This window comes from Turicibacter sp. TJ11 (assembly GCF_021497505.1).
Classification (GTDB): Bacteria; Bacillota_I; Bacilli_A; order MOL361; family Turicibacteraceae; genus Turicibacter.
In genome coordinates this window covers 1,836,728-1,858,675 of record NZ_CP069349.1, presented here as the reverse complement: position 1 = coordinate 1,858,675, position 21,948 = coordinate 1,836,728, and the positions used below count along the sequence as shown (strand labels likewise).

Below are 21,948 nucleotides of genomic sequence, written 5' to 3'. Positions count from 1 at the left end.
ACTCATTTATAAAGGTGACATCCTAAGTGATGTCATCTTCAATAAGTGATCGTTTCAGTCATAGAAGTTTAGTTGGAGGAAGGGGATCATTCATGCGTAAGGTACAGAATATGACGATTGTAAGTCAACAATCAATTGCTAAAAATATTTATGAATTAGTTTTAAGTGGAGATTTAGTTCAAGCGATGTTACAACCTGGACAGTTTGTGAATATCAAAATTAATGAAGTGGCGTATCCTCTTTTAAGACGTCCTATCTCTATTTGTGACATTGATCATGAACGCAATCAATTTACGGTTATTTATCGTGCAGAAGGTGAGGGAACAACCCTTCTTTCTCAAAAACAGGCAGGTGAAACCGTCGATATTTTAGGACCACTTGGAACTGGATTTGATATTGAAGAAGTGAAAGCAAATGAAACAGTTGTACTAGTAGGTGGAGGAATTGGAGTGCCTCCAATGTATGAAATGGCGAAAAGATTACATGAAAAAGGTCATTCAGTTATTGCTGTTTTAGGATTTGCCTCCGCTTGTGATGTTTTTTATGAAGAAGAATTTAAAGCTTATGCAGATGTACATATCGCAACAATGGATGGAAGCCATGGTTTCAAAGGGAATGTTGTGGAATTAATGAATGAAAAGCAATTAAACTTCGACTGGATTTACGGATGTGGACCAAAAGTGATGCTAAAAGTGATTGAACAACAATTTGGTCAAAGTAAAAAAGGATATTTATCATTTGAAGAACGTATGGCCTGTGGAATTGGGGCATGTTATGCCTGCGTTTGTCAATTAAATAATGGAAAAATGGCACGTGTTTGTAAAGAAGGACCGGTATTCAAGCTTGGGGAGGTTACATTATAATGAATCGTTTAGCAGTTAAATTACCAGGATTAGAACTTAAAAATCCAATTATTCCAGCATCAGGATGTTTTGGATTTGGACGTGAATTTGCAGAATATTATGATTTATCACGTCTAGGATCAATTATGATTAAGGCAACGACTGAAGAACCACGTGTAGGAAACAAAACACCACGCGTTGCTGAAACACCAGGTGGAATGTTAAATGCGATTGGATTACAAAATCCAGGTGTGGATGTCGTGATGGAACGAGAGTTACCTTTTTTAGAACAATACGATTTACCAATTATCGCGAACGTTGCAGGTAAAACATTAGAAGAATACGTTACAGTTGCTGAAAAAATTTCTAAAGCACCAAATGTTGCTGCATTAGAAATTAACATTTCATGTCCAAACGTTAAAGAAGGTGGAATTGCTTTTGGAACGGATGCTAAAGTAGCGGCGGAATTAACGAAAGCGATTAAAGAAGTTTCAAGTGTGCCGGTTTACATTAAGCTTTCTCCCAATGTCACTAATGTCGTAGAAATTGCGAAGGCAGTTGAAGCAGCGGGAGCAGATGGATTGACGATGATTAATACCTTACTTGGGATGCGTTTTGATTTAAAAACAGGAAAAACAATCTTAGCAAATGGAACAGGTGGATTATCAGGACCAGCTATTAAACCAGTCGCACTTCGTATGATTTATGATGTCTATAAAGCTGTTAACATTCCAATTATCGGGATGGGTGGCATTGAAACAGCAGAAGATGTTTTAGAGTTTTTATATGCAGGAGCAAGTGCGGTAGCAGTAGGAACAGCTAACTTTATTAATCCATATGTTTGTGTTGATATTATCGATCGTTTACCAGAAGTTTTAGACAAGTATGGATTTGAAACATTAAGTGATGCGATTGGACATGCACATAAGTAAATCAATCAAAAGAGAGGGAGAAATTGCTCTAATCCTCTTTTGCTTTTACAAGTTATGTTGAGTATGGATAATTTTTGAATTAACTAATTTGAATAGTTGACAAAAAATAGGGTATCTTCTATAATTACTTGAGAAAGCTTTAATTCGGTCCCGTGAGGCTGAGAAGAACACGTTTATATTAAAAATATTTCCTATCTGTTTTATGGAATTCGTGTATCCTCTTTTAGCATACGATCGGGCTAAAAGAGGATTTTTTTGTATAAGAGGCTGAAAGCTACGCTTAGATATTAGTACTCTTTCGAATTTTATAAACATCAGATGAGGTTACTAGAATTAAAGCAATGATTAAGGAGGAATTTTGATATGAATAAGGCAGTAATCATCGCGTTAGATTTTAAAAACTTTGAAGAGACAAAAGCATTTATCGATCAATTTGAAGAATCGTTATATGTTAAAGTTGGGATGGAGCTGTTTTATGCCGAAGGTCCTCAAATTATTAATTATTTAAAAGAAAAAAATCATAAAATTTTCTTAGATTTAAAATTGCATGACATTCCAAATACAGTAAAAAGTGCGATGAAAAACTTAGCGCGCTTAGGGGTGGATATGGTAAATGTTCACGCAGCAGGAACGGTACCAATGATGAAAGCGGCGATGGAAGGGTTAATTGAAGGAACGCCAGAAGGTAAACAACGTCCATTATGTATTGCCGTGACTCAATTAACTTCAACAACAGAAGAAATCATGAAAGAGCAAATTTTAATTCATGAAACATTGCCAAACACAGTTTTAAAATATGCACAGTTAACAAAAGAAGCTGGGTTAGACGGAATTGTCTGTTCAGCATTAGAAACAAAAGAAATTCATGAAAAATTAGGATTAGATTTTGTCACATGTACACCTGGAATTCGTCAGGCAAGCGACAGTACGGATGATCAAAAACGTGTCGTCACACCAGAAAAGGCGCGTGAATTAGGATCAGATTATATTGTTGTTGGACGTTCAATTACAAAATCACCAAATCCAGTTGAAACTTATCGATTAATTAACAAGCAATTTTTAGGATAAAAAATTTGATTATATATAAAGGGAGAATCGTTATGAAACAAACAATCGCTAAACATTTATTAAATATCAATGCAGTCTTATTACGTCCGGAAAATCCATTTACATGGACATCAGGAATTAAATCACCAATTTATTGTGATAATCGTTTAACGTTATCATATCCAGAAGTTCGCCGTGATATTGAAGCGGGATTATGTGAGATCGTTAAAAAACATTATCCAGAATGTGAAATGTTAATGGGAACAGCAACAGCAGGAATTCCTCATGCAGCAATTATGGCTGATCAATTAGACTTACCAATGGGATATGTTCGTTCATCAGCTAAAAAACATGGACGTGGAAACCAAGTAGAAGGTTTAGTTAAAGAAGGAATGAAAGTTGTTGTTGTTGAAGATTTAATTTCAACAGGAAAATCTTCAATTGAAGCAGTTGAAGTTTTACGTGAATTAGGATGTGAAGTATTAGGAATTGTTTCAATTTTCTCTTATGAATTAGAAACAGGATTAAAAAACTTAGAAGCTGCATCATGCAAAAATGTTTCATTATGTAACTATCAAACATTAGTTGAAGTAGCAGCTGAAATCGGAAAAATCTCACCAGAATCAATTGCAAAATTATCAGCATGGCGTCAAAATCCAAGTGATGAAAGCTGGTTAACAAAATAATCTAAAACTTAAAAGGAATCGACTTTTTGCGGTTCCTTTTGTTATATATATAAGTCCAGATAAGTTTTTCATATGGGAAAACTTTTAGCTGGACTATAGGATGCCTTAATATTAAAGCGGCTTACCAACTAAGACTGGTGTAGCATTATAAAATACATTTCTGTTTATATATAGGAGATGAAATGTAAATTTCTATTTTTTTACATTTTTGATTGTTTGAAATATTGACAAATAAAGTGTTTGACGGCATTATAATGATGAGTAAGTTATTTTGAAATGGGATTTAATTGTCAGAATATGAGATAACAATAAACTTACTGTGAGAAAATGTAAATTGTTTGTAGGGTGAGAAAAGGGTGGATTTATGGGAGATCGTGTTATTATTGCGTCGCAATCAGATAAGTTAGTATCATCAATTAGATCTCAAGTCATGAATAGTGGTTATGAAATCGTTGGGATATCAACAGATGGATATGACTTAATTCGGCGGTCAAAGGCGTTATCACCCGAAGTTGTGATTGTAGATGAAGATTTACCAGGCATGAGTATCGTGTCCTTGGTGGAGACGTTAATTCATGAACGACAAGCCGTTTTATTAGTTGGGAAGTCTTATCAGAAGTTTTATTATCGTCAAGACCCGTATTTTGAATTTTGTGAGAAACCTGTTCAGTCCATTGTATTAACAACGATGTTGCATGTCTTAAGTAAATATGGACAAACGGTTCGTCAGCTTGAGTCAAAAGTTAATCAACTAGAAAAAGAAAAAATGAATGAAAAAACAATCCGCTTAGCTAAACGTGCGTTACAACAACACGAAAAGATGACTGAAGATGAAGCACACCGTTACATTCAAAAACGAAGCATGGAGTTACGTATTAGTAAGTTAGAGCTTTCAGAAAGAATTATTAAAAGCTATAAAAAATAGTTGATTTTTAATAAAAAATAACATATAATGGAAATATAGACAACGGCGTCTTTATAAAATAATAATTTAACGATTCGATGTGAACAATGGGGTTCATTAAACAGCGTGTTAAGTTTAACACTTGTTTAATGAGCCTTTTTTTGATTTGATCTTTGTAGATTTAATTAAAAAAAGGAAGATAGGCATCGATTCATCAGAGAAATATCATTCATTGTGAATGATGAGGAGGAGTGTCATGATGGTAAACTTAACAAAAGAGGAAATCTTACGTAATGCACATGAAGAAGGGGTAAACTTTATTCGTTTAATGTTTACGGACTTATTTGGGGTTGTTAAAAATGTTGAAATTCCTTTATCTCAATTAGAAAAAGCATTAAATAATCAAATGATGTTTGATGGATCATCAATTGAAGGATTTACGCGTATTCAAGAAAGTGATATGCATTTATATCCAGACTTAAGCACATGGTTAATCTTCCCTTGGACACCAGGAGAAGCGAAAATTGCACGCTTAATTTGTGATGTTTATAATGTTGATGGAACACCATTTGCTGGGGATCCACGCTCTAATTTACGCCGTGTTTTAGGAGAAATGAAAGAGTTAGGATTTGCTAAGTTTAACTTAGGGCCAGAGGCTGAATTCTTCTTATTTAAATTAGATGAAAACGGAATGCCAACAAGAGAATTAAATGATCATGGTGGATACTTTGATTTTGCACCATTAGACTTAGCAGAAAACTGCCGTCGTGATATTGTCATTGAACTTGAAAGATTAGGATTTGAAATCGAGGCATCTCACCATGAAGTTGCTCCAGGTCAACATGAAATTGACTTCAAATATGATGATGTATTAGCGGCATGTGATAAAATCCAAACATTTAAATTAGTTGTAAAATCAATTGCACGTAAACATGGATTATATGCAACATTTATGCCAAAACCAATTGCAGGAATTAATGGTTCAGGAATGCACTGTAATGTCTCTTTATTTAACGAAGATGGATCAAATGCGTTCTATGATCCTGAGGGAGAATTAAAATTAAGTGAAACAGCTTATCATTTCATGGCGGGAATTTTAAAACATGTTCGTCATTTTACAGCAATCTCTAATCCAACAGTTAACTCTTATAAACGTTTAACACCAGGTTATGAGGCACCAGTTTACGTGGCATGGTCACCATCTAATCGTTCACCATTAGTACGTGTACCGGCATCTCGTGGAATGGGAACCCGCTTAGAAGTACGTTCAGTTGATCCATCAGCGAATCCATACTTAGCATTAGCTGCTATTTTATCAGCAGGACTTGATGGAATTAAAAATAAATTAACGCCTCCTGCATCAGTTGAGGAAAATATTTTTGAAATGACTCAAGAAGAATTAGATGCACATTCAATTACAGCTTTACCAGGAACATTATCAGAAGCTTTAATGTTATTAGAACAAGATGAAGTCATTAAAAATGCGTTAGGAAATCATATTTTTGAAAAATTTGTTGAAGCTAAACATGCAGAATACGATGAGTATCGTTTAGCTGTTCATGATTGGGAATTAAAACGTTACATGAGCTTGTTATAATTTGTATATATAATTAATTAGACAGTTAGGGAGTATAACATAAAGTCTGTTACTCTTCTGAGGGGAAGCAGAAGAGTGAGTTAATAAAAAAGATGGATAACCTAAAAATAGGAGTATCCATCTTTTTTTGTATAAATGAAAACCACCTGCTATGCGGGTGGTTCTAAAAAGCTTTTAGCGTGGTAATAAATATAAAAAAACCTCCTAATGTATAAGATAAAAAAGGTTTCCCGACCACTTTATTAATACATTAGGAGGTTTATCCATGAAGGACAACAACAGTTTAGCACATACAACTTGGAATTGTAAATATCATCTAGTGTTTGCGCCAAAATATAGAAGACAAGCTATTTATGGAAAATATAAAGCGAGTATTGGACAAATCATTAGAGAACTCTGTCAAAGAAAAGGTGTAGAAATTATCGAAGCAAATGCATGTCGTGATCATATTCATAGGTTAATAAGTATTCCTCAAAAATTGAGTGTATCGGCATTTATGGGCTATTTAAAAGGAAAAAGTAGCTTAATGATTTTTGATAGACATGCCCATTTAAAGTATCGATATGGAAATCGAAAATTTTGGTACCGAGGATATTATGTCGATACAGTAGGCAGGAATAGACAGAGAATAGAACAATACATCAGAGATCAACTTCGAGAAGATCAGATAGCAGATCAGTTAACATTATTTGAAGAATATGATCCATTTACAGGACAAAAAAATCCAAAGAAAAAATAAGAGATCCTTTTAGGATCGGTGAGTAAAAGTGGTGCAGAAGGGAAACCGATTCAGAGGGCCTTTGGCCCTGGCCGGTAACAAAGGCTTTCAGCCGCAGAGAAAACCACCAGTTCTACTGGGGTTTTTTTTTTTATGATTCTTTAAATGACTAAAATATTAGGCTTTTTTCTTAAAAAAGAGTAAATCATCAGGACTTCTTGTTATAATAAAGATAGACATAAAATAGGGAGTGAAATCGATGAAATTAATGTTTGCCTCAGATATTCATGGATCAGCTTATTGGGCTAAAAAAGTGTTAGAACGTTTTGAAGAAGAGAAAGCTGATTATTTAGTGTTACTTGGAGATTTATTGTATCATGGACCAAGAAATCCACTGCCACAAGATTATAATCCACAGATTGTAATTAAGTTATTAAACAGCGTGAAAGATAAAATTATTGCCATTCGTGGAAACTGTGATAGTGAAGTCGATCAAATGGTACTAGAATTTCCTATGATGGCTGACTATAATATCATTCCATTAAAAAATAGAAAGCTAATGGTATCTCACGGTCATCTTTATAATGATGCAAAACTTCCGAGTTCGCTAGTCGAAGGTGATGTATTTATTTTTGGTCATATTCATGTACCGGTATTAAAACAGCAAGACGGAGTCTACATGTTAAATCCAGGATCAACAACTTTACCTAAAGAAAATCATCCGAACTCATATGGAGTGATAGATCATGATTCATTCAAAGTAAAAACTTTTGATGGAAAAGTTTACAAAGAGATTAACTTAAAATAAAAGCTCGTCAATTAGACGAGCTTTTATTATGATAAGAATAAATTAGGGGTTGAGTTTAGTAAAATTGAAGTAGAATCAAAATCATCATTTAATTCTCTACTAATGAGATTAAAAGGCTATTAATCAGTGATTCGTTTCAATGGTTTAAATTTTAATCCATAGATACATAACGTATACCCAAGATATGTACCAAGGGTGTTCATAATAATATCGTCAATTTGAACAAATCGTCCAGTAAACGTTTGAAGGAATTCAATTAGAGACGTAAATAAAAGACCTATTAAAATACCGTAAATCCACTTTGTTTGACTTCTTTTAAAGACAATAGCAGAAAGAAATCCAAATGGAATGAATAAGATAATATTTAAAATAGTAGCCGTACTTAATCCTTCTGCTAAGAAATCAAAGCTAATAACAGCAGTACCTTCTATCAAAGAAGTAGTTCCGAATTGGCCACCGAGGATTCCTGTAATCGAAAGAATAGATAGAACAATTGCCACCCAAGCTACCTCAGCGATCGTATTTAAAGGTGTAATAGAATTCTTTTTACCCAGTAGAATCTTTACTCCTAAAAATAACGGAATCATCACTATGGCGAGTATAATACCATAAAAAAAAGTTGGAAAGCCTCTGTCTAAATAATTAGCTAACACAAATAGTTCCTCCTTTTTTGTAAGATTATTTATATTTTATATCAAAAGGGAATTTTTAACGATTATTGCCGCGGAAATACCTTGCATCCTCGCTATTACTTAGAAGAGATTAGAACAATGAATTATTTTTAAAGCATCAAGTATAATACTATAAATAGCTTTTACAACAAAAAAATGCAGTTTATAATAACTGCATTTTTTATTGTAATTTTAATAACTATTCTACTTTAACAAGTAATAGATATTTTATTAAAATTTTATAAGTAAAAAATGATGTAATTTACTTTTTTTCATTCTAAAACTGAAACTAATGCGAATTATCGTATTGCTTTTCTTCTTATTAAAAAACTTTTCATAGATATAAGATAAGAAAATCTTATGCTAAGCGAGATACGCCAGTTTTCTTTGCAATCTCTTTGACTGCATCTGCCACACGTTCAGCTACTTTTGGATCAAATGGTGAAGGAATAATGAAATCTGCACGTAGTTCTTCTTCAGGAACACATGAAGCGATTGCCATAGCTGCCGCTAATTTCATTTCTTCATTAATTTTCGTTGCACGGGCATCTAAAGCGCCTCTAAAAATACCTGGGAATGCTAACACGTTATTAATTTGATTTGGAAAATCAGAGCGTCCCGTTCCAACGACTAAAGCCCCACCTTCCAAAGCATCTTCTGGCATAATCTCTGGATTTGGATTAGCCATCGCAAAGATGAATGGATCTTTATTCATTGAACGAACCATCTCTTGAGTCACAATGTTTGCAACCGAAACTCCGATAAATACATCAGCTCCAACTAAAGCAGAGGCTAGAGTATCGTCTCCAATGAAGTTATCCGGATTTGTCATTTCAACTAATTCTTTTGTTAAGAAATCATAACGTTCCATTTTGTCGCGATGAACAATTCCATCAATATTATATCCGATAATATTTTTAACACCTAATTGATTTAACATTTTAATAATCGAACTTCCCGCTGCACCGGTTCCACTAACTACTATCTTTAAATCTTCTAGTTTACGATCCGTTAATTTACAAGCATTGATTAAAGCTGCACTGACTACGATAGCTGTTCCGTGTTGATCGTCATGAAAAACTGGAATATCCATCTCTTCAATGAGACGACGTTCAATTTCAACACAGCGAGGAGCTGAGATATCTTCTAAATTAATTCCACCAAGAGATGGGGCTAACAATTTACAAGTTTGAATAATAAGTTCAGGATCTTGAGTATCTAAACAAAGGGGGAAAGAGTCCACTCCTGCAAATTGTTTTAATAAGATAGATTTTCCTTCCATAACAGGTAAAGCAGCTTTAGGACCAATGTTTCCAAGTCCTAATACAGCAGAACCGTCAGTAATAACAGCGACCATGTTTCCTTTACTTGTGTAAGTGTATACGTCGTCTTCATTAGAAGCAATGGCACGACAAGGCTCTGCAACTCCAGGAGAGTAAGCTAAGCTTAAATCTTCTTTTGACTCTACTTTAACTTTAGAATGAATCTCGATTTTTCCACGAGCCTTTGCGTGTAACTCTAATGATTGTTCAAAAACATCCATAATCTATCCTCCAAATAGTTTTACAATTAGTTTTGAGTTGAATAAAGACTGTTACCATGACAATCCGTTGCGACGATAACAGGAAAATCTTCTACAACTAAGCGGCGAATCGCTTCAGTTCCTAAATCATCAAATGCAATAACTTCTGCTTCTTTAATGTGTAACGCAAGAAGTGCTGCTGCACCACCAACAGCGGCAAAATAAACAGCATCGTTACGTTTCATAGCATCAATAACAAGTGAATTTCGAGGCCCTTTACCAATCATCCCTCTTAAACCTAAGTCTAAAAGTGTAGGAGTATAGGCGTCCATTCGATAACTCGTCGTTGGTCCTGCTGATCCAATGACAGCACCTGGTTTTTCAGGGGTTGGTCCAACGTAATAAATGATACTATCCTTTAAATCAAATGGTAAGGGTTCATTAGCTTCAAGACGTTCAATTAATCGTTTGTGAGCGGCATCGCGTGCTGTATAAATAACCCCAGATAATTTAATCAAATTCCCAGCTTTTAATGTTTTTGCGATTTCTTTCGTTAACGGTAAGTTAATTTTCATCATCTTCATCCTTTATCCTTAAAAAATTTCTGTCACATGTCGTGAAGCATGACATTGAATATTAACAGCTACAGGTAAAGAAGCAATATGACATGGATAGGCATTCACTTTAACCGCAAGAGCAGTTGTTTGTCCGCCAAATCCCATTGGTCCAATATTTAAGTTATTGATTTCAGTTAATAATTCTTTTTCAAGACGAGCACAGATGTCATCGGATGAGACATCGTCTATTGGGCGCATTAAAGCTTGCTTTGAAAGAAGGGCGCATTTTTCAAAGTTCCCGCCGATACCGACACCGACAATAATCGGTGGACAAGGATTTCCTCCCGCTTTTAAGATCGTATCTAAGACGAATTTTTTTACACCATCATAACCATCTGAAGGTTTTAACATACTAACAGCACTTACGTTTTCACTTCCCGCACCTTTAGGCGCAAGCGTAATCTTAAGTTGATCTCCCTCAGTCCATTGATAATGAATAATAGCAGGTGTATTATCTTTTGTGTTAACACGATTCAGTGGATGCTTTACGACTGATTTTCTTAAATAACCTTTTTCATAACCGCGTCGAATTCCTTCATGAATTGCTTCTTCTAGATTTCCGATGAGTTGAAGATTAGATCCGATTTCAACAAAAACAACAGCAATTCCAGTATCTTGACACATTGGAACTTGTGATTGTTTAGCAATTTCATCATTTTTAATGATTTGGCTTAAAATATTTTTTCCAAGTACAGATGTTTCACTATTTTGTGCTTGTTTTAACGTGTCCATTAATGTCGGACTGACATTATAGTTTGCATCAATACACATGGCTTCAATCTTAGAGATTAGACTTGATACTTCAAGTTTTCGCATGAATGAACTCCCTCCTAACATCTAATATTTTACAGTAAATGACAATAGATGAAAAGAAAAAGCCGATTGAAGTTATAATTGGTAAAAATGGATGTTGTGTTTTAAGATAAATTAGAGATTATTGTAATTGAAAATTATTTTATTATTTAAAGCTGATTTACTGATAGATAAAATATTGAAAATAAAAAGCGATTTCGTGTCGAATGGGGCAAAAATAATTAATTATTATAAGAATTTGAAAAATTTGCGTATTAAGCACTATAAAAGGTAAAAATATCTTTAACAACTTAGGCTAAAGTTTGATATAATACAATAGGTATTGCTGTAAAACAGAAAGGAAGAGCGTCGATGGAAGTGATTAAAATAGAAGGAGGACGTCCATTAAATGGAACTGTCCGAATTGATAGTGCTAAAAATAGTACAGTTGCTTTAATTCCTGCGGCCATTTTAGCTGATTCTTCAGTTATTTTAGAAGGTGTTCCACAAATTGTTGATGTTGAGCATCTAGGTATGATGATTGAGCAATTAAATGGTACATATGAAATAGATAATGACGAGTTAATTATAGATCCTACAAACTTAATCAATACACCGTTAGTAGAAGGTGCTGTTAATAAATTACGTGCTTCATATTACTTTATGGGAGCACTACTTGGAAAATTCAAAGAAGCAGTCATTGGAATGCCAGGAGGATGTTACTTAGGTCCACGTCCCATTGATTTACATTTAAAAGGATTTGAAGCGTTAGGAGCAACGATTACACAAGAAGCAGGGGCTATTCGCTTAAAAGCTGAACAATTAAAAGGTGCTAAAATTTATTTAGATTTTGCCTCTGTAGGAGCTACCATTAATATTATGTTAGCTGCTGTTAAAGCCGAAGGAACAACTGTGATTGAAAATGCGGCTAAAGAACCAGAAATCATTGATTTAGCGAATCTTTTAAATAGTATGGGAGCTAAAATCAAAGGAGCAGGGACGGGTGAAATCCGTATTCAAGGAGTGTCATCACTTCATGGAACACGTCATGCGATTATTCCTGATCGTATTGAAGCGGGAACATACATTACTTTAGCCGCAGTAGCGGGTGAAGAAGTCAAAATTGATAATATTATCCCTCATCATTTAGAAGCGTTAATTGCAAAATTACGTGAGATGGGTGTAGATATTGAGGTGCATGCGGATCATGTGATTGTACGTGGTCGCAAAGAAATGAAAGCTGTTGATTTTAAAACAAGTACATATCCAGGACTTGCAACAGATTTACAACAACCATTAGTGACTTTATTAACACAAGCAACAGGTGTTGGAATGGTAACCGATACAATTTATACTGATCGTTTTAAAAACTGCTTTGAGTTAAATAAAATGGGAGCTAACATTAAAGTTCAAGCAAATTCTGCTATTATTCAAGGACCTACGAAATTACATGCAGCTCGCGTTCAAGCAACTGATTTACGTGCAGGTGCGTCATTAGTCATCGCTGGTTTAATTGCAGAAGGTATAACTGAAATCGGAAATACATATCATATTGATCGTGGTTACTCAAATATTGAAGAAAAACTAAATAATATTGGTGCTAAAGTTTGGCGTGAAACGGTAACTGAATAATAAAAACTCAAATCATAAAATACGTCATATATTTAACTAATTTTATATGAAATGTTAAATTTTAATTTGATGATTCCGAAAGTTTTTATTGCACGAGTAGTTTAAATTTAGTATAATTCTATTGTTATATATAGACTTTCTCTGATTAAAGAACTAATCAGGGCCGAAGGAGTGAACTAGAATGAAACAAGGAATCCATCCAGAATACAACCGTATTAACGTAGTATGTACAACTTGTGGAAACGAATTCGAAAGCGGATCTGTTAAGAAAGAAATTCGTGTTGACACTTGCTCAAACTGTCATCCATTCTACACAGGACGTCAAAAATTCGCTCAAGCTGATGGACGTATCGAACGCTTCAACAAAAAATACGGAATCAACACTAAATAGTTTTGATTTTAAAACACCACCTTATGTGTGGTGTTTTTTTTATTCTTTTTAAGTGAATTATTTAATAAGCACCTGAATTTAGTATATATAGGAACAAAATGTATAAAATAAAACTATTATATTAGAAAGCTTATTAAAAATAGTTCATGAACATTGAAAGGAATAAAAAAATGAAAAATATTACAAAAACAATCAAATCATTAATTGAACAGGATGAGTTAGAGATTGCTGTTGATCGTTTAGTTGATGATTCAAAAAATATAGAACAGTTAGTCTTATCTTATATATGGTCAAAACAACGTCTTCAACAGTTGATTTTAAATAAATCAATCGAAACTTTTATGCATTGGAATTCTTCATATGATCTTATAGCGAATGTAGAAAATATAAACGCTGATTGGTTTTATCGAGATGAAGAGGGAAGTTTTTATAATGTAAATAGCGATCACTTAAATGAGTTATTAATTAGGATTGAACTTATGACACAAAGTGAATAATTAGCGATCCTATTAATTACAAGTATTCTTTAATAAAATGGAATTCTTTTATCTTTTTTCAAAATGTTAAGATAATAAACTTATCCACATCATTTATATTGATGATGAATAAGTATCCAATGATACTCACTTATTATCTAGTTCAATAAAAAAACTGTCCTTTACTTAAAGGGCAGTTTTTTTAAAAATTAGGATTGACTTTTACGTTACGTTAATGAGTAAGATAAACAGGTAAGGGGTGATGACCTTGGAATATACGATTCAAAAATTGGCTCACCTAGCGGGAGTTAGTACGCGAACATTACGTTATTATGATGAAGTGGGTATCTTAAAGCCTAAACGTCTAAGTTCATCAGGCTATCGAATTTATGGATCAAAAGAAGTTGACCGATTACAACAGATTTTATTTTATCGAACGCTTGATTTAGGAATTGATGAAATTAAGCAGATTTTATTCGATCCATCTTATGATGAACTAAACGCTTTAACAAATCATTATCATAAATTGCTTGAAAAAAGAGCGCAATTAGATTTAGTTATCGAAACGATTAAATTAACCATTTCTTCTAAAAAAGGAGAGAAACAAATGAGTAATGAAGAAAAATTTAAAGGTCTAAAACAACAAATGATTCAAGAAAATGAAGAAAAATACGGAGATGAACTTCGCCAATCTTATGGTGATGAAAGGATAGAAGCAGCTAATAAAAAATTTTATCATCTAAGCGAAGAAACATTCCAGGAAATGAACGAACTTGGAGAAAATATTTTAAATCAATTAAGTGTAGCGATGAAAAGTCATGATCCCCAAGGGGAGTTAGCGCAAGAAGTGGCTAAAATGCATCATCGTTGGTTAATGTATACGTGGCCAAGCTATAGCAAAGAAGCTCATGCAGGCTTAGCGCAAATGTATGTTGCTGATGAGCGATTTACCGCCTATTATGATGATGCAATTGGTAAAGGAGCAGCTCAGTTTTTATGTGATGCTATTTTATTCTATACTTCTTATGAGAAATAAAGACCTGATGTTAAATACTATAACTAAAAAGAAGGCTAAATAGTTTGAGAAAGAGTAGAAAATCTTAACGATTTTCTACTCTTTTATGTTATGAGGGAGAAAAATATCTTGTTGACTATACATTTTTTAAAGCACTACTAGCATATAATGAACTATCTTATGAGATAGGAGGATTAAAGATGTATCAAAGAGTGCAAGAGATGGTAGAAAAGATTTATCCACAACTTGTAAGTATTCGACGAGATTTACATCAACATCCTGAACTTGGTTTAGAAGAATATCGAACATCAGCTTTAGTTTTAGATTTTTTAAAGCAGTGGAATATAGAGGTAACACAACGAATTGGAGAGACGGCAATTGTTGGATTGATTAAGGGACAACAAGGAAATAAAACGATCGGATTAAGAGCGGATATGGATGCTCTTCCGATTGAAGAAAAAACAGGGGTTCCGTATGCTTCGGTGTATGCTGGAAAAATGCATGCTTGTGGACATGATGTTCATACGACTATTTTACTCGGAGCCGCCTATATCTTAAAACAACTAGCAAATGAGTATAACGGGAATGTTAAGTTATTCTTTCAACCAGCAGAAGAAACTGTGGGTGGAGCAAAACCGATGATTGAAGCGGGGTGCATGGAAAACCCAAAAGTTGATCATGTTTTAGGACTTCATGTTCGTCCAACGTTAAGTGTTGGTGAGGTCGGATTTCACTACGGGAAGTGTCATGCAGCTAGTGACACTATTACACTAACGATTCATGGAAAACAAGCACACGGGGCCTATCCACAAGATGGAATAGATGCTATTTTGATTGCCTCTCATACAATTACAGCGTTACAAAGTTTAGTGAGTAGAAACTTATCACCTTTTCAATCAGCGGTCTTAAGCTTAGGAATGATTGAGGGGGGAAGTGCAGGGAATGTGATTTGTAATCAAGTGACCGTTCGAGGAACATTAAGAACACTTGATCAAGAAACACGTACCTTTATGAAAAAAAGAATCGTTGAGGTTGTAGAAAATACAGCTAAAGCATTTGGGGGAAATGCTCAAGTAACGATTGAAGAAGGATATGCACCACTGATAAATGATCGTGTGATTACTGATTCTGTGATTGAGACAGCAACGAAACTTTTAGGTGAAGACAAAATTGTTATTTTAGAACACCCAAGTTTAGGAGTTGAAGATTTTGCTTATTTTGCACAGGCAGTACCTTCTTGTTTTTATAACCTAGGAACGGCTAACTTAGAGAATGGAATACAAGCTAGTTTACATGAAGACACTTTTAATGTTGACGAAGAAGCAATAAAAATTGGTGTCTGTTTACAAGTGTTAGCGACACTTCAGTTATTACAACAATAATCGGGGGGAAGAGAGCATGATTGAACCAAAACCATTAAAAAGGGGAGGAAAGATTGCGATTGTTGCACCTTCAGGCCCTTTAGAAAGTGAAACAGTATTTAAAGGGGAAGAGCTATTAAAAGAAATGGGTTTTGATGTCATTATTGCTCCAAGTTGCTTTGAAGGCCAGGAATATTTAGCAGGATTATCCGATCAACAGCGGGCAGAAGACATTATGATGATGTTTGCTGATGATGAAGTAGAGGCCATTTTATGTATGCGAGGAGGATATGGTTGTAATCGAATTATCCCTCATTTTAAAAATTTTAAATTTTCAAATTATCCAAAACCTCTGATAGGATATAGTGATGTGACTTATCTTCATTTATTTTTAAATCAATATCATCATCTAATCACTTATCATGGACCGATGATTAAAGATTTACTTTTAAAAAATGAAACAACAACGAATCATTTTTTAGAAACGTTGATGGGAGAAACAGAATTTGATTTGATTGATGTCCCTTATTATAATAAAGATGCTTGCCAAGCCTCAGGGATTTTAGTGGGTGGAAATTTAACGATTATCTGCTCAACACTTGGAACACCTTATGAGATTGATACACGCGGAAAAATCTTATTTATTGAAGAAGTCAATGAACCCGTTTATGCAGTTGATCGCTTACTCACTCAACTCATTTATAGTGGAAAGGTGAGTGATGCAGCGGGAATCATTCTAGGAGATTTCAACGTCTATGATAAACATGAAACGAATAAATTACTAAAACGCACGTTTAGAGATTGTACTAAACCTGTGGCATATAATATTCCTAGTGGACACTGCAATCCAATTATCACTTTGCCATTAGGGGCTTATGTGACTTTAGATTCAAGTACCAATAGCTTATCCATTCAACAAGGATGTAGTCGAAAAAACGAAAAGACGATTCAATCGTAACTGATTTTATCGTCTTTTTTTACGTGGTTTAGAAAACATTTAGAAAATAAAATGTTCGCTTGAATCCTTAAATAATTATCTGTTATAATTATCAAGCTGTTCAAATTTTGCTAGATAAAATAGATAAATGTCAGATAGACTGAAAGGTGGGTTCATAGAATGTATGATGTTCGACAAGAAGGTTGGGTAGAAGCAATTTGTGGTAGTATGTATGCAGGGAAAACCGAGGAATTAATCCGCCGTTTAAAAAGATTAGATTTTGCTCGACGTCCATATTTTTTATTCAAACCAGTTATTGATAATCGCTATAGTGAAGATGAAGTCGTATCACATAGTGGATTAAAAATGCCATCAATCCCAATTGAACACCCAGTTGAAATTTTAGATTATATTAAAGAAGATACATACGCAGTTGCCATCGATGAAGTTCAATTCTTTGAAGAAAACATTGTTGATGTCGTTGAGTATTTAGCTGATAAAGGAATTCGTGTCATTGTTGCGGGTCTAGATAAAGATTTCCGTGGAGAACCATTTGGAACGATGCCGACCTTATTAACAAAAGCAGAATTTGTGACGAAGTTAACTTCGATTTGTAGTGTTTGTGGAGCACCTGCAACACGTTCACAACGTTTAATTAATGGACAACCCGCTTCATATTTTGATCCAATTATTCAAGTAGGAGCGAAAGAGGCTTACGAGCCACGTTGTCGTCACTGTCATGAAATTAAAGATCGTCCAGACCATTTAGGATTAAGAAAATAAAAAAATTTTAAAATATCATTGACAATATAGTTATAAATCGATATAATCTATATTGTTGATACGGAGGAATACCCAAGTCCGGCTGAAGGGATCGGTCTTGAAAACCGACAGGGCGTGAAAGCGTCGCGGGGGTTCGAATCCCTCTTCCTCCGCCATAACAAGATAATAATTCACACATTACGTGTGATTTTTTTTTATTGTTTGTAAAAAAATATCGTGATAATAGTAGGGTACAAAAAAGGGCTTCAGAAGAAGCCTTTTTTTATTTGAAATGAATAACTGTGGATAAGTTTTCATTGATTTGCTATTAGAAGGAGACAATCGATCAAAGTATAAAAGTTGAATGTAAGAAGTAAACTATGATAAGATGAAAGAAATACTGAATATAGGTTTGCACTAGAAGTAATGTCGTTTCGTTTAATAGACGTTTGATGAAATAAATTAACGATTCATCAATTTAAATACGTGTAAATCGTCAAGACTTTTAATCATTGTTATTTATTGATTTTCTTTGAAACAATATAGTTTTAAAAGTATGGTTTGTTTTGGGGATGACGATCGTGGTTAAACTAGAGATAATAATGATAGATTTAAATTTTGAGATTGGGTGGGTATATGAAATTACAAGAGTCGGGTGAAAATTACTTAGAAACAATATTAATTTTGAATAGAAAAAATGGTTTTGTTCGTTCGATTGATATCGCTAATGAATTGAACTATTCAAAACCAAGCGTTAGTCGAGCGATGGGGATTTTAAAAAAAGCGGGATTGATTACGATTGAAAAAAATGGTCAAATTGAATTGACTGAAATGGGTCATAATCAAGCAACGGCTATTTATGAACGTCATTGTCTCATTAAACAATTTTTAATTCAAACGCTACAAATCGATGAACAATTAGCGGATAAAGATGCTTGCCGCATTGAACATGTCATTAGTATGGAAACATTTGAAAGAATGAAAGAAATGTTAAAAAACTAAAGTGAATGCTTAAGATACAATCTTTGGGCATTTTATTGATAAAAATATTTACGATCAATAAAAAAAGAGATTATCTGTGGATAATCTCTTTTAAATTAAGAAAAATAAGTCATTATAAAATATGAAAAATAGTGAAACTTGTTAAAAGATCGCTTTAACGAACAGTATAACCTAAGTGGTTGAATGCATCTAAAATATATTTCGGGGAACCAATCCCTTCATTATAATGAACAGAAACTAATTTTAAAGAAAGATTGATATCTAACTTTTCCACACCCTCTAAATTTGTTTCAAAATAAGATTTAATTTTTTCGATATCTTCATTTGAACTTAAATTCTCCACATTTAGCATAAATGTTTTAGCCATCATCCTCACCTCAGACTTCCTTTATTTAGTCTTGATAACAAACTTATTTTATCATAGAATAAATTAAAAAAGAATAAATAACGGGTGATTATTATGGAGCACATCTTATTTATGCAAAAAGCCATCGAAGAAGCTAATAAAGCTAAAGCAATTGGAGAGGTGCCCATTGGTGCTGTGATTGTCAAAGATGGACAAATTATCGCAAAAGCTCACAATTTAAGAGAAAAAATTCAACTTTCAAATGCTCATGCCGAAATGCTTGCGATTACAAAAGCAAATGAAGTGATTGGATCTTGGCGATTAGAAGATTGTATCATGTATGTCACGCTCGAACCTTGTCCAATGTGTGCTGGAGCAATCGTTCAATCTCGAATTCCAACAGTTGTTTATGGAGCAAAAGATCCTAAAGGTGGATGCTGTGGAACAATTTATAATTTACTTAATGAATCACAGTTTAATCATCAATGTGAGGTTATTTCAGGTGTTTTAGAAGAAGAGTGTGGTAAGTTATTATCAGATTTTTTTAGAGAGTTAAGACAGAAAAAAAAAGCAACAGCGTCTTGACAATCAAGGGTGAAATTGATATACTGAACGTGTATCAATTGAAACTCTCTTTTGGTACCCTTATTCAATAGGACGGTGTGAACCAGGTCAGGACAGGAATGTAGCAGCCTTAAGCATTTAGTTTTATGTGAGTAAGGGTACCAAAGGGGAGTTTTTTTATTTCTATCGATAGTCATTAACAAAAAATTAACAGAAGCGATAAGAGGATTATGATAAAATAAACATAATTACATTTGATTTTGGTGGTGTTAGTTGATGGGAAAAAAAGTATTAGTGGTAGAAGATGAAATTTCTATTCAACGTATTTTACAATATGACTTAATGCAATCAGGATTTTCAGTCGATCTAGCTTCTGATGGAGAAGAAGGATTACAAAAAGCATTAGCAAATCAATATGATGTGATGCTGCTTGATATCATGTTGCCAAAGCGTGATGGATTTTCAGTGTGTAAAGAATTACGTCAACATGGAAATTCCACTTATATTGTCATGTTATCAGCACGTGATGATGAACTCGATCGTGTGCTTGGCTTAGATGTGGGGGCCGATGACTATATGACGAAACCTTTTTCCTCAAGGGAAGTGGTTTCTAAAGTTAAAGCGATTATTAGACGTAAAGATGTTTTATCAGCTAAAGAGAATAAAATGTATTTAAGTTATCAACAAATTAAATTAGATAGCAGTCGTTTTGAGGTGTTAGTTGATGAGCAAGTGGTTGACTTTACCTTAAAAGAATATGAATTGCTCGAATTTTTAATTAAAAATAAAGGTAAGGCTCTTTCTCGAGATATTTTACTTGATCAATTATGGGGATTTGAATATGACGGGGATACACGTATTGTTGATGTTCATATTTTTAAAATTAGAGATAAGTTAAAACCATATGGCATTAAAATTAAGACAATTCGTGGAGTTGGATATATGTTAGAGGACGAAACAAATGATAGATAGCCGACATGAACTCATCTCGTTTTATATTGTTTTTACTCTTTTATTAGTGGCTAATCTTTATAGTCAACAAGATAGTGAAGTGACTCTTTTATTTTTATTTATCTTACTTATTTTAATGACGATGCAGTATAAACGTTCGTTAACTTATTTAAATCAATTGAAGCGTTATGATGAAGTAGCTGCTAGTATTCAAGAGCATAAAGACTGGAGTCATATTGCTCCACTTGTTATTGAACAACAAGAGATTTTAGGAATTCAATACAATAAATTAATGAGATTTATTCAAAAACAAGAATTTAGAAATCGTCGAAATATGCAAATTATTAGTATTATTACAAATAGTATTCAAGATCCGATGGTTATTTTAAATATTAATGGAGAGCTTGAATATGCGAACAATCGGTTCAAAGAATGGGTCAATATGTCAGCTTTAAAAAAGATTACGTTTCAAGATGTTAAAAATGAACCGTTACGTAAAATTCTTGAAGATGCACTTATTTGTGAATCCACCAGAAAAAAACAACTAGAAATTAATCAAAAATATTACAATTCAACAGCTCATCCTATTTTTAATGAGAATGAAGATTTTAATGGGGCTGTTGTATTGTTTCATGATATAACGGAATTTAAAAAATATCAGATCTTACAAAAAGAGTTTTTTGGAAATGTTTCACATGAGCTTAAAACACCAATTAGCGCAATTAAAGGTTGTACGGAGATTTTAATTAACGGTGCCAAAAATGACTCACAGGCATGCGATGAGTTTTTAAATATCATTAAAGAAGAGAACAATCGGATGGAGCAACTTGTTAAAGATTTGCTTCTAATTAATCGTTATGAGTATGATCAAATCAAACACAACACGGATCAGATTTGCTTAAATGAATTATTAACAGATTGTATTGTTCAAACATTAAATATTGCAAATTTAAAAAATCAAAAAATAACGCTTGAAGCATCAGGAACGTGTTATGTCCAGGGGGATTATATTAGATTGCAACACTGCTTTCTTAATTTAATGACTAATGCCATTCATTATTCAGGTGAGAAAACGACTATTACAATCAAACTGAGGCAGCGTAGTTCAATAATTGAGGTTGAAGTCATCGATCAAGGGATTGGGATTCCTAAAGCAGATATTCCGCATATTTTCGAGCGCTTTTATCGAGTGGATAAAGCAAGATCACGACACACGGGTGGAACAGGACTTGGATTATCTATCGTGTTATCAATAATTGAGGCGCATGGAGGAAGTATAAAGGTTAAAAGTGAACTTAATCAGGGAAGTCGATTTATTGTCACATTACCCGAAAAACAAAAGAAGTAAGCTAAGCTTACTTCTTTTTTGTATAAA

Annotated in this window: 24 protein-coding genes, 1 tRNA gene and 1 other RNA gene; 21 read left to right on the top strand and 5 right to left on the bottom strand. The window is 33.7% G+C overall.

Translation table 11 applies throughout. From position 1 onward, the window contains the following. Positions 1–92 precede the first annotated feature (92 nt). The 8 genes from JRC48_RS08955 to yfcE all read left to right on the top strand — a co-directional run bounded on the left by JRC48_RS08955 (position 93) and on the right by yfcE (position 7,534). A complete protein-coding gene (locus tag JRC48_RS08955; RefSeq protein ID WP_235069228.1) occupies positions 93–863 on the top strand; it encodes a dihydroorotate dehydrogenase electron transfer subunit in 771 nt (256 codons plus the stop codon). Further along, positions 863–1,774, top strand: coding sequence for a dihydroorotate dehydrogenase (locus JRC48_RS08950; protein ID WP_235069227.1), 912 nt, complete (start codon positions 863–865; stop codon positions 1,772–1,774). Before JRC48_RS08955 ends, JRC48_RS08950 begins: the two co-directional genes overlap by 1 nt. Before the next feature lie 363 nt (positions 1,775–2,137). Then, complete coding sequence (pyrF, locus tag JRC48_RS08945; RefSeq protein ID WP_235069226.1) at positions 2,138–2,842, top strand: orotidine-5'-phosphate decarboxylase; 705 nt, start codon at positions 2,138–2,140, stop codon at positions 2,840–2,842. A 32-nt stretch (positions 2,843–2,874) separates the two neighbouring features. Next, positions 2,875–3,507, top strand: a complete 633-nt coding sequence (pyrE, locus tag JRC48_RS08940; protein ID WP_235069225.1) for an orotate phosphoribosyltransferase — start codon at positions 2,875–2,877, stop codon at positions 3,505–3,507. Between the two features lie 364 nt (positions 3,508–3,871). After that, positions 3,872–4,432, top strand: coding sequence for an ANTAR domain-containing response regulator (locus tag JRC48_RS08935; protein ID WP_235069224.1), 561 nt, complete (start codon positions 3,872–3,874; stop codon positions 4,430–4,432). 235 nt (positions 4,433–4,667) lie between these two features. After that, positions 4,668–6,008, top strand: a complete 1,341-nt coding sequence (glnA, locus tag JRC48_RS08930; protein WP_255703586.1) for a type I glutamate--ammonia ligase — start codon at positions 4,668–4,670, stop codon at positions 6,006–6,008. 265 nt (positions 6,009–6,273) lie between these two features. Then, positions 6,274–6,747 carry an IS200/IS605 family transposase gene (gene tnpA, locus JRC48_RS08925; RefSeq protein WP_235069223.1) on the top strand — a complete coding sequence of 158 codons (474 nt, stop codon included), beginning with the start codon at positions 6,274–6,276 and terminating at the stop codon, positions 6,745–6,747. A gap of 238 nt (positions 6,748–6,985) precedes the next feature. Beyond that, positions 6,986–7,534 carry a phosphodiesterase gene (gene yfcE, locus JRC48_RS08920; RefSeq protein ID WP_235069222.1) on the top strand — a complete coding sequence of 183 codons (549 nt, stop codon included), beginning with the start codon at positions 6,986–6,988 and terminating at the stop codon, positions 7,532–7,534. A gap of 119 nt (positions 7,535–7,653) precedes the next feature. Here the strand turns inward: yfcE and JRC48_RS08915 are convergent, their stop codons facing one another. The 4 genes from JRC48_RS08915 to JRC48_RS08900 form a co-directional block, all read right to left on the bottom strand. After that, positions 7,654–8,034 carry a VanZ family protein gene (locus tag JRC48_RS08915; RefSeq protein WP_235069221.1) on the bottom strand — a complete coding sequence of 127 codons (381 nt, stop codon included), beginning with the start codon at positions 8,032–8,034 and terminating at the stop codon, positions 7,654–7,656. A gap of 529 nt (positions 8,035–8,563) precedes the next feature. Then, complete coding sequence (locus JRC48_RS08910) at positions 8,564–9,748, bottom strand: NADP-dependent malic enzyme (RefSeq protein ID WP_235069220.1); 1,185 nt, start codon at positions 9,746–9,748, stop codon at positions 8,564–8,566. A gap of 26 nt (positions 9,749–9,774) precedes the next feature. After that, positions 9,775–10,305: a Fe-S-containing hydro-lyase gene (locus JRC48_RS08905; protein ID WP_235071023.1), complete on the bottom strand. Its 531-nt coding sequence runs from the start codon at positions 10,303–10,305 to the stop codon at positions 9,775–9,777. 15 nt (positions 10,306–10,320) lie between these two features. Beyond that, positions 10,321–11,160 carry a fumarate hydratase gene (locus JRC48_RS08900; RefSeq protein WP_235069219.1) on the bottom strand — a complete coding sequence of 280 codons (840 nt, stop codon included), beginning with the start codon at positions 11,158–11,160 and terminating at the stop codon, positions 10,321–10,323. A 348-nt stretch (positions 11,161–11,508) separates the two neighbouring features. Between JRC48_RS08900 and JRC48_RS08895 the strand changes: the two genes are divergently transcribed. The 9 genes from JRC48_RS08895 to JRC48_RS08855 all read left to right on the top strand — a co-directional run bounded on the left by JRC48_RS08895 (position 11,509) and on the right by JRC48_RS08855 (position 18,712). Further along, entirely contained in the window at positions 11,509–12,768 is a 1,260-nt protein-coding gene (locus tag JRC48_RS08895; protein ID WP_235069218.1) for a UDP-N-acetylglucosamine 1-carboxyvinyltransferase, read from the top strand. A gap of 181 nt (positions 12,769–12,949) precedes the next feature. Further along, on the top strand, positions 12,950–13,159 hold the full coding sequence (gene rpmE, locus JRC48_RS08890) for a 50S ribosomal protein L31 (RefSeq protein ID WP_055244798.1): 210 nt from the start codon (positions 12,950–12,952) through the stop codon (positions 13,157–13,159). A 170-nt stretch (positions 13,160–13,329) separates the two neighbouring features. Next, entirely contained in the window at positions 13,330–13,656 is a 327-nt protein-coding gene (locus JRC48_RS08885; protein WP_235069217.1) for a hypothetical protein, read from the top strand. Positions 13,657–13,903: 247 nt separating this feature from the next. Beyond that, complete coding sequence (locus JRC48_RS08880) at positions 13,904–14,671, top strand: MerR family transcriptional regulator (protein WP_235069216.1); 768 nt, start codon at positions 13,904–13,906, stop codon at positions 14,669–14,671. A 179-nt stretch (positions 14,672–14,850) separates the two neighbouring features. After that, positions 14,851–16,032, top strand: a complete 1,182-nt coding sequence (locus JRC48_RS08875; protein ID WP_235069215.1) for a M20 family metallopeptidase — start codon at positions 14,851–14,853, stop codon at positions 16,030–16,032. Positions 16,033–16,048: 16 nt separating this feature from the next. Beyond that, entirely contained in the window at positions 16,049–16,969 is a 921-nt protein-coding gene (locus JRC48_RS08870) for an LD-carboxypeptidase (protein ID WP_235069214.1), read from the top strand. Between the two features lie 159 nt (positions 16,970–17,128). Further along, complete coding sequence (locus tag JRC48_RS08865; protein WP_235069213.1) at positions 17,129–17,731, top strand: thymidine kinase; 603 nt, start codon at positions 17,129–17,131, stop codon at positions 17,729–17,731. Positions 17,732–17,793: 62 nt separating this feature from the next. Next, positions 17,794–17,886: transfer RNA gene (locus JRC48_RS08860), tRNA-Ser, on the top strand. Positions 17,887–18,346: 460 nt separating this feature from the next. Continuing rightward, entirely contained in the window at positions 18,347–18,712 is a 366-nt protein-coding gene (locus JRC48_RS08855; RefSeq protein WP_235069212.1) for a metal-dependent transcriptional regulator, read from the top strand. A gap of 154 nt (positions 18,713–18,866) precedes the next feature. Here JRC48_RS08855 and JRC48_RS08850 read toward each other — a convergent pair whose 3' ends face one another. Further along, positions 18,867–19,079 carry a heavy-metal-associated domain-containing protein gene (locus JRC48_RS08850; protein WP_235069211.1) on the bottom strand — a complete coding sequence of 71 codons (213 nt, stop codon included), beginning with the start codon at positions 19,077–19,079 and terminating at the stop codon, positions 18,867–18,869. 93 nt (positions 19,080–19,172) lie between these two features. On the opposite strand from JRC48_RS08850, the gene tadA reads away from it, so the two are divergent. The 4 genes from tadA (at position 19,173) to JRC48_RS08830 (ending at position 21,921) form a co-directional block, all read left to right on the top strand. After that, complete coding sequence (gene tadA, locus JRC48_RS08845) at positions 19,173–19,643, top strand: tRNA adenosine(34) deaminase TadA (protein WP_235069210.1); 471 nt, start codon at positions 19,173–19,175, stop codon at positions 19,641–19,643. A 51-nt stretch (positions 19,644–19,694) separates the two neighbouring features. Then, positions 19,695–19,790: signal recognition particle sRNA small type (gene ffs, locus JRC48_RS08840), an RNA gene on the top strand. 108 nt (positions 19,791–19,898) lie between these two features. Continuing rightward, positions 19,899–20,594 carry a response regulator transcription factor gene (locus JRC48_RS08835; RefSeq protein ID WP_235069209.1) on the top strand — a complete coding sequence of 232 codons (696 nt, stop codon included), beginning with the start codon at positions 19,899–19,901 and terminating at the stop codon, positions 20,592–20,594. Continuing rightward, entirely contained in the window at positions 20,584–21,921 is a 1,338-nt protein-coding gene (locus tag JRC48_RS08830) for a cell wall metabolism sensor histidine kinase WalK (RefSeq protein WP_235069208.1), read from the top strand. The genes JRC48_RS08835 and JRC48_RS08830 overlap by 11 nt, the downstream gene beginning before the upstream one ends. Positions 21,922–21,948: the final 27 nt, after the last annotated feature.